This is a genomic window from Phycobacter sedimenti (assembly GCF_038148855.1).
GTDB lineage: Bacteria > Pseudomonadota > Alphaproteobacteria > Rhodobacterales > Rhodobacteraceae > Phycobacter > Phycobacter sedimenti.
In genome coordinates, this window is sequence record NZ_JBBVGR010000009.1 from 50772 (window position 1) to 64318 (window position 13547).

The following is a 13547-nucleotide window of genomic DNA, read 5'->3' on the forward strand; positions in this document are numbered from 1 at the left end:
GTCACACGGCCGGTGCCGCTCCATCAGGCCATGGCCGAAGCCATCATCGTCAGTCGCGTGTTTGCACGTTCGCACCCATTTGCGCTCCGTTCACTCAAAAGAACTCAGATACTCCAGCAGTTCACTCTTCCGGAACGGCTTGCTCAGAAAACCGTTCATTCCAGCGGCATAACAGGCTGTCGCATCGCTCTTTTGCGCATTCGCGGTCAGAGCGACGATCTGGCAGGGGCTACGGCCGCTATCCTGTTCGTGGCGCCGGATCCTTTGGGCTGCCTCAAGCCCCCCCATGACGGGCATGGACAGATCCATGAGGATCAGATCGAAATCCGATGCGATATAGGTGTCCACCGCATCAGCCCCGTTTTCCACCAAGGTCACCTCGACTCCCAGTTTGCCGAGCATCCGGTCCACGACCATTTGGTTGGTCTTGTTGTCCTCTGCCACAAGGATCCGTTTTCCATGCAGCCGGTTTGACGAGGCGGCGTCAGCAGGCGCATCCACGGCTGAAGGGGCCGCCCCGAATTCAGAGGGGATGCCTGTCGGTGCCTTTGACCTGGGCGCGACGTCGCTGTCACCTTGCGCCGCGAAATCCAGCGAAATGGAAAAACGTGCCCCCTGCCCCGGTGCGGATTCGACGGCTATGCTACCGCCCATACGCTCCACAAGAGCCTGAGTGATCGCAAGCCCTAGGCCGGTTCCTTGTTCGCGGGACCTGGGGGAGCTTGAGGCTTGCTCATATGCAGAGAATATTTTCCCCAGCTTGCTTTCTTCAATTCCGCAACCAGTGTCGGAAACCATGAAACCCAACGCCCCATTGGCGGAGTTCGCATCATAGGACACCACAAGCGACACCGCGCCCTCGTCGGTGAACTTTATTGCGTTTCCGATCACATTCAGGAGGATCTGGCGGGTCTTGCTGGCGTCCCCCACAAAAACCGAGGGAACGGCCTCCGGGTAGTCGAGTTGAAAACCCAACCCCTTGAAAGAGGTCTTGGCCGAGAAAAGCGTCACAATCTCAGCAACAAGGTCCCGAAGCGAAAAAGCTTCATAGTGCAGGGAAATCCGGTCCGCGTTGATCTGCGAAAAATCCAAAACCTCATTGACGATATTCAGCAAGGCCGTTGTGGAACTCAGGATCGTATCGGCGAGCAGGTTCTGCTCTTCGTTCAGCCCGGTTTCCTTCAGCAACTCGCAGATCCCAAGGATCCCATTCATCGGTGTCCTGATCTCGTGGCTCATTTCGGCCAGAAAACGTTGCTTTGCCTCGTTTGCCGCCTCGGCCTTTTGTTGCGCAATTCGTGTGAGTTCCAAGGCAGCGTCGCGTTCGCGCTCTGAGGTGATGTCCAATGAGGTTCCCACAAGGTGGGTCAGATTTCCCGTTTCATCGAACACAGGCGTCATCGTTGTACGAAGGTAGCGTGTCTTGTGAACCGACGGGAGATCAATCTCGTAGGTTATTTCCTCTGCCGCGCGAGCTGCTTCGATATGCTTCGCAAGCGCACGCTCTCCGGTGGACCCCCCGAATATCTCAAAGGCGGTTTTCCCGAACCAGCCTTCTGCGGGCAGCTTTGTTATGGCACGCGAGCGTTTGTTCATCGCGACGTATCTGGGGATTCCATCGTCGCCCACCTCAAGGACGATCACGGCCAGGCCAACGGCATCCAACAGAGCATAGATGTCGGTCTTTCGAAGTCGTTTCACTCTTTACGTCCCTTACACACAGAGACACATGCCCACCGGCACAACGGCAGGTGCTCCATGATGGAATTCTTATGGCATCCTCGCTAACGGAGTCTGAAGATCGCAGTCACCCGGATCGCCAGCCCGGTATACGCGCCCACAGAGCAAAGCTCCAGCGACCGCCTGCCAAGGAAAGATCCCGCATCTGCATGATCCCGATGCAGAGTGCATCGAGTTCGACTGCACCCCAAAAGAAAAGGCCGGAAATAATCCCGACCTTTTCTGAAAGCGTCACTTCACTGAGGTCAGACGCGGCGGCGGCGGCCTCCGGTGCGGCCACCACGGCCACGACCCTCTTCCCCGGGCTTTGCAGGTGCCTTGTTCGCCGCAATCCAGGCCCCGCCGTGCGGATCGTTATTGGTCAGCAGATTGGCAGCGCGGATCGCCTCCATCTCTTTGCCTGCACGCGGCTGGGTCGAGCCAAGGCCGAAGAGCGTCACGAAGGTTTCGTCATCGATACCGTCGGGAAGGATGATACCGGCAGCGGTAACCTGCTCTTTTTTCTCGGCAATCGCCTTTTGCGTCACCGGCAGCGCCACAGGATTCATGATTGCCGAGGTCATGCCGGCGCCCATCGCCATCGGCAGGAAGGCGTTGTTGATGCCATGGCGATTGGGCAGACCGAAGGAGATGTTGGACGCCCCGCAGGTCGTGTTCACCCCCAGTTCTTCGCGCAGGCGGCGCACCAGGGCAAAGACTTGAAGACCAGCGGTTGCCATGGCGCCGATGGGCATCACGAGGGGATCCACCACGATGTCATGGGCCGGAATGCCATAGTCAGCAGCGCGCTCCACGATCTTCTTCGCCACGGCAAAACGCACATCCGGGTCTTCGGAGATCCCGGTGTCGTCGTTGGAGATCGCCACCACCGGCACGTTGTATTTCTTGACCAGCGGCAGCACCAGCTCCAGACGGTCTTCTTCGCCGGTGACGGAGTTCAAAAGCGGGCGCCCTTCGGCGGCGGCAAGGCCCGCTTCGAGCGCTTCCGGAACCGAAGAGTCAATGCAGAGCGGCACATCGGTCAGCCCCTGAACCAGTTCGATGATCTTTGTCATCAGCGGCGGTTCGGTCTCGTTCGGATTGGGGTTTGAGTTGTAGACAACACCCGCATTGATATCAAGGATATCCGCGCCCGCCATCACCTGCGCCAGCGCGTCCTTTTCCACGGTTGAGAAATCGCCCGCTTCCAGTTCCGCCGCCAGCTTCTTGCGGCCCGTGGGATTGATCCGCTCACCGATCACGCAGAACGGCTCGTCAAAGCCCAGGACAGCGGTTTTTGTTTTTGATTCTACGACGGTACGGGTCATGTCTTATCCTTGGGGGTTGACCGGCTGCGCCGCGGCGCCGCCATTGTTGATGGCCCAGGTGGCATTGGTCTTGATGCCGCCCAGCGGGAAGAAGTGGACGTTGGTGATGTTGAAATCCGGGTTTGCGGCCTTGTGGGCGGCCAGCTCGGCGATCACATCGGTCGGCTCATAGGGCAGCAAGAGCTTGGAGACATCCATCGCCCGTTTCTGCAGCACCTTGAGCGAGGGACCAACGCCGCAGGCAATGGCGAATTTGATCAGCGTCTGCAGCTTGGCGGGACCTGCGATCCCGATATGAATCGGCAGATCGACACCAGCAGCCTTCAGCCCGTCGGCCCACTGGATGATCGGCTTTGCATCAAAGGCGAACTGGGTGGCCAGCGCCATCTTTGCATCTGTCCGCTCCGAGAACTTCTGTTTCCACAGCACCGCCTCCATCACGTTCTTGACAGAACCGTCGGGGTCGATGTCCTTGTTGCCCTCGGGATGGCCCGCAACATGCAGATTGGTGAAGCCTGCCTTGTCGAACAAGCCCGTCTCCAACAGCTGCATCGAGCTGTCAAAGGCGCCATGAGGCGCTGCCACACCGCCCGCCAGCAACAGCGCCTGTTTCACATCCGCCTCACCCTGGTAACGCGCGATCCAGTCGGCCAAGGTCGCTTCATCCTTGATGATGCGTGCGGGGAAATGCGGCATCACCGGATAGCCTTCGGCGTTGAGCCGCTTGGCGGTCTCGACCATGTCTTCGATGGGCGTGCCTTCGATATGGGCGATGTAGACACGGGTGCCCGCAGGCAGCAGATCGCGGAAATCCTCAACCTTGGCGGCCGTGCGCGGCATCACCTCAATCGAATAGCCACGCAGGAAGGCCTCAACCTCAGGGTTGACCGGCTGCGGGCTGCTGGCCTCGCGTTTCTTGAAGTTCAACAAAGCCATCGCGGCCTCCCATAGTGCAGTCAGGCTCATGCCCATCCATCATTTGTGATCAGGGCCTTGAGGCGGTCCTGGTCGTATTCACGCTCCAGACGGGTGGCTTCGGCCTCGGCGACCTCTGCCGGATCGCCTTCGACCGGGTAAGGCGCAGCCTTGCGCCATTCCGCCAGATAGGCATCGGCATCCTTGGCGTTGACCTTCATGGCCGCGCGGTCGATGGCCTGCTCGAAACGCTCTTCGAGCTGGCGTTTGGCGCCGCGGCGCCCCTTGCCGACAATGACCTGCGCCGGAATATCGCGCCAGTATACGATGGTGACGTCCGGCATCTTGGCCAATCCTTTTCGTCTGTTCTTTTGCGTTTCTACGGCGACAGCACGGATCGCGTACGCCGAATTTCGACAACACTTGGGGTGTGAGCGACGTTTTGCTCTGCCCTTGGTTACAATTTTTGCCCGCCCAAGGCCACAGAACCTGTCCCTCATAATTCTCATCAAGCTTATGAGCCGCCTGCATGGGTGGAAGGCTGAGCCAGGCGTCTGCCCTCCCGGTCAAATCACGTTTGCCTCTCACTGCCACTTGCGCAGGCGGATTTCGGCGCATATTCTAAGGTTAACACGATAATCGGAGGGCGTGACTCATGGCGCCCAGGCGTTCCAAAGGTGCGGGCGCGTTTCCCAAAGCGGTAGAAACCCCTGTACCAGCCCGTCCGGATCCGGATGCGCTTTATGCTGCATTGGATCTTGGCACAAATAGCTGCCGCATGCTGATTGCCCAGCCCAAGGGCAGCGGCTTTCATGTGGTGGACAGTTTTTCCAAGTCGGTTCAACTGGGAACCGGGCTTGAACGGACGGGGCGTCTGTCCCGCTCGTCCATGGCGCGCACCATTCAGGCGCTGCGGATCTGTCAGCAGAAACTCAAGCGCAACAAGGTCCGCCGCATGCGGTTGGTCACCACCGAAGCCTGCCGCCGTGCCAAGAACGCCCGCGAGTTCATCCGCCAGGTCAAACGGGAAACCGGCCTGACCCTTGAAATCATCCAGCCCGAGGAAGAAGCCCGCCTTGCGGTGATTTCCTGCGCGCCCCTTGTGTCGACCAAAACCGAACAGCTGTTGGTGGTGGACATCGGCGGTGGCTCGACCGAACTGGTCTGGATCGACATCTCATCGGTGCCGCGCCGCGACCGCCCCTCTGCCATCATGCGCCTGCACGCAGGGTTTCATCCACCCGAAAGCCCCTTTCCCGCCGCGAAGGTCGTGGATTGGATCTCGGTTCCCCTGGGGGTGGCAACCTTGCGCGATCAGTTTAACGATGTTGAGGACGACGCCGCCCGCTTTGCTCTGATGAGCTGGTTTTTCGAGGAACACCTGGCCGATTTCGCCCCCTACAAGGACGAGCAGACCCGCGAAGGGTTCCAGATCGTCGGCACCTCGGGCACCGTCACCACGGTCGCTGCGTCTCACCTTGGCCTCAAGCGCTATGACCGCACCAAGGTGGACGGCCTGCGGATGACCAGCGATCAGATCGACAAGGTGATCCGCGGCTACCTTGACCTTGGCCCGCAGGGGCGGCGCAGCGATCCGCGCATCGGCGAGGACCGTCAGGCGCTGATCATGTCGGGTGCCGCGATCCTGCAGGCTCTTTTGCGGTGCTGGCCCACGGACAGGCTGTCGGTGGCAGACAGGGGCCTGCGTGAGGGGCTGCTGTATGCGCAGATGAGCGCGGATGGCGTTCTGGAAGACGGGCCGTTCTGAGCCCCCAACGATTTGAGTTTTCGCTTCCGATCTGTCATGGACCGCGCAAGCGGATCGATGCACTGGTAAAGATGGTATCAAAGATGGCAAAAACTCCCTCCGGCACGGGCCCGAGCGGCAAGAACACTTCGGGTCGCGGCCAGCGTGATCTCAAGGTCAAGGTCAAGACCGCGCGCGGGCGCAAGCTATCCTCGACCCGCTGGCTTCAGCGCCAGCTCAACGATCCTTACGTCAAGCGGGCCCAGGCCGAGGGCTATCGCGGTCGCGCTGCCTACAAGATCATGGAACTGGACGACAAGTTCCGCTTCCTTGTGCCCGGTGCCCGTGTCGTCGACCTGGGCTGCGCGCCCGGTGGCTGGGCACAAGTGGCCGTCAAACGGATCAATGCGCTGGGCGAAAAACAGGGCAAGGCAGTGGGACGGATCATCGGCGTCGACCTGCAGGAGGTGGAGCCGCTGGCGGGGGCCGAGTTCCATCAGCTCGATTTCATGGATGAAGGCGCCGACGACAAGGTCAAGGAATGGCTCGGCGGCATGGCAGATGTTGTGATGTCGGACATGGCCGCCGCCAGTTCGGGTCATAAGCAGACCGACCACCTGAAAATCATGGCTCTGTGCGAGGCAGCCGCCTATTTCGCCTTTGATGTTCTGGAAGAAGGCGGCACATTCGTGGCCAAGGTGCTTGCCGGCGGTGCCGAAGGGGAACTGCAGAAACTCCTGAAGCAGAAGTTCACCAAGGTTGCCAATGTAAAGCCGCCCTCATCGCGTTCGGACAGCTCCGAGAAATTCGTCGTGGCCACGGGGTTTCGCGGCTAGGGTCCCTTTGAGGCGTGCGTCAGGCCAGAGGCTTGTGCCCGTCGTCGAAGGACATCAGGGCCACCTCTCGCCAATGGGCAGAGTCCAGCCGCTCACCGTCGCACTGATGTGAAATCAAAAACGCAGGCACATCTGCTTTGGCTTCGGCCTCTTTCGCGCCTAAGAGCTGTTCCAGAAACTTGCGCATCCTTGTCTCTCCTCATTTCTTGAGTTGAGATGAAGTTAGACAGCCAATGCGCCGTGCCCATGGCCAAATTGAGGCAACCCCGCCTTATTGTTTCACCTTTGGCGACAATAAGTGCGCTGTCTCAGTCCCTTTCGCAGTCTTCGGCCATCAGTGCCCCGTTGAGTTCGGCGCCCAGAATCAGAATGGCCGCATTCACATAAAGAAAGATCATCGCCGCCATGGCCCCGGCCAATCCCGCGTAGGTCGCTGAATACTGCGCAAAAGATCCGACATAGACGGCAAAACCCACCCCTGCAGCCCACCACAGCACCAGCGTCAGGCAGGCCCCTGGCAGGATCTGGGTCAGCCGATGCCTTTGTCCCGGCAACAACAGATGGCACAGCAGCACCGCCACCAGCGGCACCAGAATCAACAATCCGCCGCGCAGCCCCTGCTCCCAGCCTGCGCCAACCACCGGGTAAGGCAGCAGGTCAGCGATATACCGCAGGTACAGCGGCAGGATCACTTCGAACAGGGCCGTTGCCATCACCCCGATCCCCCCGACAATGACAAGCCCAAGGCAAATCAGGCGCGCCTTCCAAAAAGGGCGCAGGTCGGTGTCGCCATAGGCATTGACCATGGCAATGCGCACCGCATCCACACCGTTCGAGGCAAAATAGAGCGTCAGAACGCCCCCAAAGGTCGCAAGGCTGGTGCTCGAGGTTTCCAGCACCGCATAGACCTCGCGCAAGATAGGTCCCGAGACCTCCTTTGGCCAGCTGCCAAATACCGGATCCAGCAGATCGCCAATCGCCACATCCTGCCCGAGGACCGACGCGATGGCCCCTGACAAGGACACCGTGAACAGGATAAACGGAAAAAGCGCCAGCATCATCGACATTGCAATGTGGCTGCTCATCACCCAGCCGTTCTTGCGGCTGAAGGCAGAGAGGGCACGCACGACGGCACGCAGGATGAATTTGGGATCGGATGAGGCAGTCATGGTCCGAACCTTCCACAGGCTGGCCGAATTGGCGAGAGGCGATGCGGCGGCAAACCCTGTCAATCCTCCCGCCGGTACGTTTTGCCCGGCATCTGTGGCCTTGTGACACCAGCAAGCGACTGGCGCCCGGCTGCGCATCCGGCCATACTGCCTGAAAATGCAACAGAAATCGGGACTGGATCGGTGACATTCTGGGTCGTTGTCAGCTCGGCTGCCATCGTCGTGATGTGGGGGCTTGCGGCTTTGGGCGCGCTGAATGCTGCGCGCACCGCGCGCACGCCGCAGGGGGCGATCGGATGGGTCGTGTTCCTTCTGGCCTCTCCCCTGATCGCGCTGCCTGCCTATATGCTCTTTGGCCATCACCGGTTCGAGCGTTACCGGGCCTCTCGCCAGGCCACCCATCGCGCCGTTGAGGATCTGCAGGCCATGGCCGATGTCCGCGCCCGCGGCGCGGTAAGAACCACGATCCCCACCGCGCCTTTCGAGGCGGTCTCGGGCCTGAAGGTCTGCGATGGCAATGACTTTGAGTTGCTGATCAATGGCGCTGCCGCCTTTGACGCCATGTTCCAGGCCATCGATCAGGCATCCGACTATATTCTGATCCAATTCTATATCGTCCGGGACGACGATCTCGGGCTGCGGTTGAAACGACACCTGATCGAGGCAGCACGGCGGGGGGTCACCATCTGGTTCATGGCCGATGCAATTGGCAGCCATCGCCTGCCGCGCGCCTATCTGCGCGAGCTTGCGGCGGCCGGCATCAACCTGGTCGATCGCAGCTCGCAACGCGGGCCCAAACACCGGTTCACGCTGAATTTCCGCAATCACCGAAAGACCGTCATCGCTGACGGGCGGATCGCCTTTACGGGCGGGCTGAACGTCGGGGACGAATATATCCGCCCAACCAAGGCCTTTGGCCAATGGCGGGACACTCACGTCAAACTGACCGGCCCCGTGGTTCAGCAGTTGCAGCTCACCTATGCGCAGGACTGGCACTGGCTGACCGAAGAGCCCATTCTGGATCTGCTCGACTGGACACCCACACCGGCAAAGGCGGATCGCGCGGCCCTGATCGTTCCAACTGGACCGGGTGATACAACCGAGAACGGATCCATGATGTTCTTTTCCGCCATTTCGGCGGCCACGAGCCGGGTCTGGATTGCCTCGCCCTATTTCGTGCCCGACCTCGACGTTGTGGCCGCTCTGAAAAACGCCGCCTTGCGGGGGGTGGATGTGCGCATTCTGGTGCCCGATGTCGTGGACCACTACCTGCCGTGGCTTGCTTCCTTTGCCTATTTCGACGATTTGCGCCGCGTTGGGGTAAAGGTGCTGCAGTATTCCGGTGGTTTCATGCACCAGAAGGCCTTTGTGGTGGACGATACCCTGGCCGCCGTCGGCACCACCAATATGGACAACCGCTCTTTCCGGCTGAATTTTGAGACCATGGCGCTGTTTTTCGACCGGGGCGCAGCGCAGGCCGTTGCCGCGATGCTGGAGGAGGATTTCCGACGCTCCCGCAGGCTCCAGCTTGGTCTTGATGAGCATGGGGCAGCGATCCGTCTTTTTGCACCGGTGGCCCGTCTTCTGGCGCCGGTCCTGTGACGATGGGTTTTCCCCTGTCCGCCAGAGCAAACTCCGCTAGATGTCAGCGCACAGAAAACACATACAAGAGCCTGCCCCATGGTCCTCGAGATCCGCGACGTCACCAAAAGCTACCTGTCCCGCAACGGCAAAACCCCGGTTCTGCGCGGGATTTCCCTGTCGCTTGGCGCCGGAGAAAGCCTGGCCCTGACCGGGGACAGCGGCTCCGGCAAAAGCACGCTGTTGCATCTCGCGGCCGCGCTGGAGGGGTTTGACAGCGGCGAAATCACGATTGGTGACACCCACCTTTCGACGCTGGGCGAGGCGGGCCGGGCCAGGCTGCGACAAAGCCAGGTGTCGATCGTGTTTCAGCAGTTCAACCTGATCCCCTCTCTCAGCGTGGAGAGCAACCTCTCCCTTCATGCCCGGATTGCAAAGCGGCGCGATCAAGCCTGGGAGCAACGTCTGGTGGATCAGCTGGGCCTTAAGGATCTGCTGCATCGTTTTCCGGATCAGCTGTCGGGCGGTCAGCAGCAGCGGGTTGCAATCGGGCGGGCCATGGCCCTGCGCCCCGTCCTTCTTCTGGCGGATGAGCCCACCGGCAATCTGGATGAAACCGCCAGTGAGGCGGTCATGGGGCTGATGCTGGATCTTGTGAAAGAAAGCCGTGCCGCTCTGTTCCTGGTGACCCACTCCGACGCTATCGCGGGACGGCTGGATGGGCGCCTGCATTTGCGCCAAGGGCGCGTTTCATGATCCGGGCAGCCTTCCTGACTTTGCTGTCTCATTGGCGGCGGCATCCCTTCCAACTGATTGCAATCCTCGTGGGACTGGCGCTGTCGACGGGGCTATGGTCGGCCGTTCAGGCGATCAACGCAGAGGCACGCGCCTCTTACGCCCGCGCGGCCGAGCAATTGGGCCAGACCCAGGCAGACCATCTGGCGCCCCGCGCAGACGGGCAGATCACGCTGAGCGACTACGTATCCCTGCGCCGTGGTGGCTGGCTGCTGGCACCAGTCCTGGAGGGGCGCGTCAGGTTCGGCGCGCAGGGATACGATCTGATGGGGATCGATCTGTTGAACCCGCCCCCCCTGTCCCTGATGAACACAGCGCCACTGAATACGAACGAAAACGGTGAATCTGACATCTCAGTCACACTGCTGCCGCCGGGCCAGATCTTTCTCCACCCCGACACTGCCGCGACCATCGATCCCGCAGCAGATGTTCCGCCTGTCGTCACCTCGCCGGATATTCCCCGCGGTACGGTGATCGCAGATATCGCCCTGGCCAGTCGGCTGCTTGGGGCGCCAGAGCGGCTGACCCGGCTGGTAATCCTTCCCGGTCAGCCCCTCAATCGCAGGCCACTTGCCGACATCGCACCACACCTGGTGCGCATTGCCGCCGCCGAGGCCGGGACTGCAACCGAACGGCTGACCGACAGCTTCCATCTGAACCTCACCGCCTTTGGGCTTTTGTCCTTTGCCGTGGGTCTGTTCATCGTGCAGGGCAGCGTCGCCCTTGGCATGGAGCAGCGGCGCGGGCTTTTCCGAACGCTTCGCAGCCTGGGTCTGCCGGTGCCTGCTCTGATGGCCTTGCTCGCCGCCGAGCTGGTATTGATGGCGCTTGTGGCCGGAACGCTCGGCCTGGTTCTGGGCTATGGGGTTGCAGCAGCGCTGCTTCCGGACGTGAGCGCAACCCTGTCCGGCCTTTACGGCGCCAGCGTGGATGGTAGCCTGACCCTGCGTCCTGCCTGGGTTCTGTCGGGTCTCGCCATGGCGCTGGGCGGCACCGCGCTGGCCGGGGTTCGTGCCTTTTACGCGCTCTGGTCGATGCCTATTCTGACCGCCCCGACAGCAGGGGGGCGGATCATGCGCGCCGAGCGCAGTTTTACCCTTCTGGCCGCGATCGGCGTGGTCATGGTCCTTGGTGCGGTTCTGATGATCTGGCAGTTCGATGGCCTTCTTGCCGGGTTCCTGTTTCTGGGCGGGGTCATGCTGGGCGCGGCTCTGTTGCTGCCGCTGAGCCTTGCACTGTTGCTACGGCTCGGCGCACGAACAGCCAAAGGCCCGGTGGCAGAGTGGCTCTGGGCCGACACCCGCGCGCAGCTTCCGGGCCTTTCCCTCGCGCTGATGGCGCTGATGCTGGCGCTGGCCGCCAATGTTGGGGTCGGCACCATGGTCTCGAGCTTTCGCATGACCTTTGTGGGCTGGCTGGACCAGCGGCTTGCGGCAGAGATATATGTAACCGTGGATTCCGACGAACAGGGCGCTGATCTCATGGACTGGATCACGCAACGCGAAGCCGCCCGCGCCTTGCCGATCCGCTGGCATGACATCAGGCACCAAGACGCTCCGCTAAGGATCTACGGGATCCTCGACGATCCAACGTACCGTGACAACTGGCCGATCCTGTCCTCCGTTGCCGACGTCTGGGACAGCGTTGCCGAGCAGCGCGGCATACTGATCAACGAACAGCTGGCCCGAAGGCATGGCTATGTCCCCGGTGACACATTGAGGCTGACAGAGGATTGGCAGATGGCCATCGCGGGCATCTATTCCGACTATGGCAATCCCAACGGGCAGGCAATCCTGTCCCTGCCCCTGCTGCTGGAGCGTTCGGATACCGTCCCGAACCGGCAGTTCGGAGTTCGTGTCGCGCCAAACCGTGCCGCAACGCTGATCCAGGAGATCCGGACCCGCTACGACCTGCCGACCGAACGCGTGGCCGATCAATCAACGATCAAGGCACAGTCTCTTTCCGTATTTGATCGGACGTTTGTGGTCACAGATGCGCTGAATGTACTGACCCTCGGTGTCGCCGCCTTTGCCATGTTGACGAGCCTTCTGACGCTTTGGGGGCAGCGCCTGCCCCAGTTGGCACCAGTCTGGGCCATGGGGATCACCCGCAAACATCTGGCGCGGCTCGATATCCTGCGCAGTCTCTTGCTGGCTGCCCTCACCGCCTGTCTGGCCCTGCCCCTGGGGCTGGCTCTGGCCTGGACGCTATTGGCAGTGATCAACGTCGAGGCCTTTGGTTGGCGTCTGCCAATGTACCTGTTCCCGTGGGACTGGGCCCGCCTTTTTGTCTTTGCCCTTCTCGCCGCCGCACTGGCCGCGATTTTGCCCGCCCGCAGGTTGGCGCGCCTGTCACCGTCCGAACTGCTCAAGGTCTTTGCCAATGAACGTTAGAGGCTCTTTCATCCGCATGTGGATTCTCTGCTTTGCCCTGGTGGCGCCCGCGGCCAGCACATCCGCGCAGGGGTTTGCAGGCCTTGGGACCGAGGCCACCGGCTTTGCCATTCCCCAGCGCGGCACAGCGCTGCGTTTCCCGCGCGATCATGGGCCCCACCCGCTATACCGCATCGAATGGTGGTATCTGACCGCGAACCTGAAAGGCGAAGACGGGCGCGACTATGGCATTCAATGGACGCTGTTCCGCTCGGCTCTGGGGGCCGAAGAGAAACCCGGCTGGGACAGCCCCCAAGTCTGGATGGGTCATGCGGGCCTGACAACTGAAAACAAGCATTTTTTCGCAGAGCGGCTGGCGCGCGGCGGGATCGGACAGGCAGGTGTCACCGCCACTCCGTTTTCGGCCCGGATCGACGATTGGGAGATGACAGGCACCGGCCAAGGCATTGATCAGCTGACACTTTCAGCGCAGGCCGACGACTTCGCTTATGTGCTAGACCTTTCGGCAGAGGGGCCGCTCGTTCTGCATGGGGACAGGGGGTATTCGGTGAAATCATCTAGCGGTCAGGCCAGCTACTACTACTCACAGCCCCGCTACCGGGTGAGCGGAACGCTGACGCTGCCCACTGGGCCGGTTGCGGTCACCGGGCAGGCCTGGCTTGACCGGGAATGGTCCAGCCAACCGCTGGATGAGGACCAGAGCGGCTGGGACTGGTTCTCGCTCTCCTTCGACAACGGTGAAAAGCTGATGGGGTTTGTCCTGCGCGGCGGCGACCGGGATTTCACATCAGGCACCTGGATCGCAACAGATGGTACAGCGACGGCGCTGGAACCCGGTCATTTTGCCGCCACGCCTTTGGAAAACAGTATCGTTGAAGGGCGATCTGTGCCGACCCGATGGCAGATCAACCTGCCCGAGCGCGAACTTTCAGTTACGGTAGATGCAATCTATCCGCACGCGTGGATGGGAACGTCTTTCCCCTATTGGGAAGGTCCGGTGCGCATCAATGGCAGCCACAGCGGAATGGGATATCTGGAAATGACCGGCTACGAGCCGGACTAAG

Annotated in this window: 12 protein-coding genes; 6 read left to right on the top strand and 6 right to left on the bottom strand. The window is 61.1% G+C overall.

The annotated features are described in order from the left end of the window. Positions 1 to 90: 90 nt before the first annotated feature. The 4 genes from AADA15_RS16005 to AADA15_RS16020 form a co-directional block, all read right to left on the bottom strand. A complete protein-coding gene (locus AADA15_RS16005; RefSeq protein WP_341642565.1) occupies positions 91 to 1701 on the bottom strand; it encodes a response regulator in 1611 nt (536 codons plus the stop codon). Positions 1702 to 1985: 284 nt separating this feature from the next. Then, the gene (locus AADA15_RS16010; protein WP_341642566.1) at positions 1986 to 3047 is read right to left on the bottom strand and encodes a dihydropteroate synthase; all 1062 of its coding nucleotides are present in this window, start codon (positions 3045 to 3047) and stop codon (positions 1986 to 1988) included. Positions 3048 to 3050: 3 nt separating this feature from the next. After that, positions 3051 to 3983 (bottom strand): methylenetetrahydrofolate reductase, encoded by a 933-nt coding sequence (locus AADA15_RS16015; protein ID WP_341642723.1) that lies wholly within the window; start codon positions 3981 to 3983, stop codon positions 3051 to 3053. Between the two features lie 26 nt (positions 3984 to 4009). Beyond that, entirely contained in the window at positions 4010 to 4306 is a 297-nt protein-coding gene (locus AADA15_RS16020; RefSeq protein WP_341642567.1) for a virulence factor, read from the bottom strand. A 311-nt stretch (positions 4307 to 4617) separates the two neighbouring features. Here AADA15_RS16020 and AADA15_RS16025 point away from each other — a divergent pair, with 311 nt between their 5' ends. Both AADA15_RS16025 and AADA15_RS16030 read left to right on the top strand, forming a co-directional pair. Then, positions 4618 to 5730: a Ppx/GppA phosphatase family protein gene (locus AADA15_RS16025; RefSeq protein ID WP_341642568.1), complete on the top strand. Its 1113-nt coding sequence runs from the start codon at positions 4618 to 4620 to the stop codon at positions 5728 to 5730. A gap of 83 nt (positions 5731 to 5813) precedes the next feature. Then, positions 5814 to 6545, top strand: coding sequence for an RlmE family RNA methyltransferase (locus AADA15_RS16030; RefSeq protein ID WP_341642569.1), 732 nt, complete (start codon positions 5814 to 5816; stop codon positions 6543 to 6545). A gap of 19 nt (positions 6546 to 6564) precedes the next feature. Here AADA15_RS16030 and AADA15_RS16035 read toward each other — a convergent pair whose 3' ends face one another. Continuing rightward, the gene (locus AADA15_RS16035) at positions 6565 to 6732 is read right to left on the bottom strand and encodes a hypothetical protein (RefSeq protein WP_341642570.1); all 168 of its coding nucleotides are present in this window, start codon (positions 6730 to 6732) and stop codon (positions 6565 to 6567) included. 121 nt (positions 6733 to 6853) lie between these two features. Further along, positions 6854 to 7714, bottom strand: coding sequence for a YihY/virulence factor BrkB family protein (locus tag AADA15_RS16040; protein WP_341642571.1), 861 nt, complete (start codon positions 7712 to 7714; stop codon positions 6854 to 6856). 225 nt (positions 7715 to 7939) lie between these two features. Between AADA15_RS16040 and cls the strand changes: the two genes are divergently transcribed. From cls to AADA15_RS16060, 4 genes are all read left to right on the top strand, one after another. Continuing rightward, positions 7940 to 9316 (top strand): cardiolipin synthase, encoded by a 1377-nt coding sequence (gene cls / locus AADA15_RS16045; protein ID WP_341642724.1) that lies wholly within the window; start codon positions 7940 to 7942, stop codon positions 9314 to 9316. A 78-nt stretch (positions 9317 to 9394) separates the two neighbouring features. Next, a complete protein-coding gene (locus AADA15_RS16050; protein ID WP_341642572.1) occupies positions 9395 to 10051 on the top strand; it encodes an ABC transporter ATP-binding protein in 657 nt (218 codons plus the stop codon). Then, entirely contained in the window at positions 10048 to 12483 is a 2436-nt protein-coding gene (locus AADA15_RS16055; protein ID WP_341642573.1) for an FtsX-like permease family protein, read from the top strand. Before AADA15_RS16050 ends, AADA15_RS16055 begins: the two co-directional genes overlap by 4 nt. Before the next feature lie 16 nt (positions 12484 to 12499). Next, a complete protein-coding gene (locus AADA15_RS16060; RefSeq protein WP_341642574.1) occupies positions 12500 to 13546 on the top strand; it encodes a lipocalin-like domain-containing protein in 1047 nt (348 codons plus the stop codon). The last annotated feature ends 1 nt before the right edge of the window (position 13547 follow it).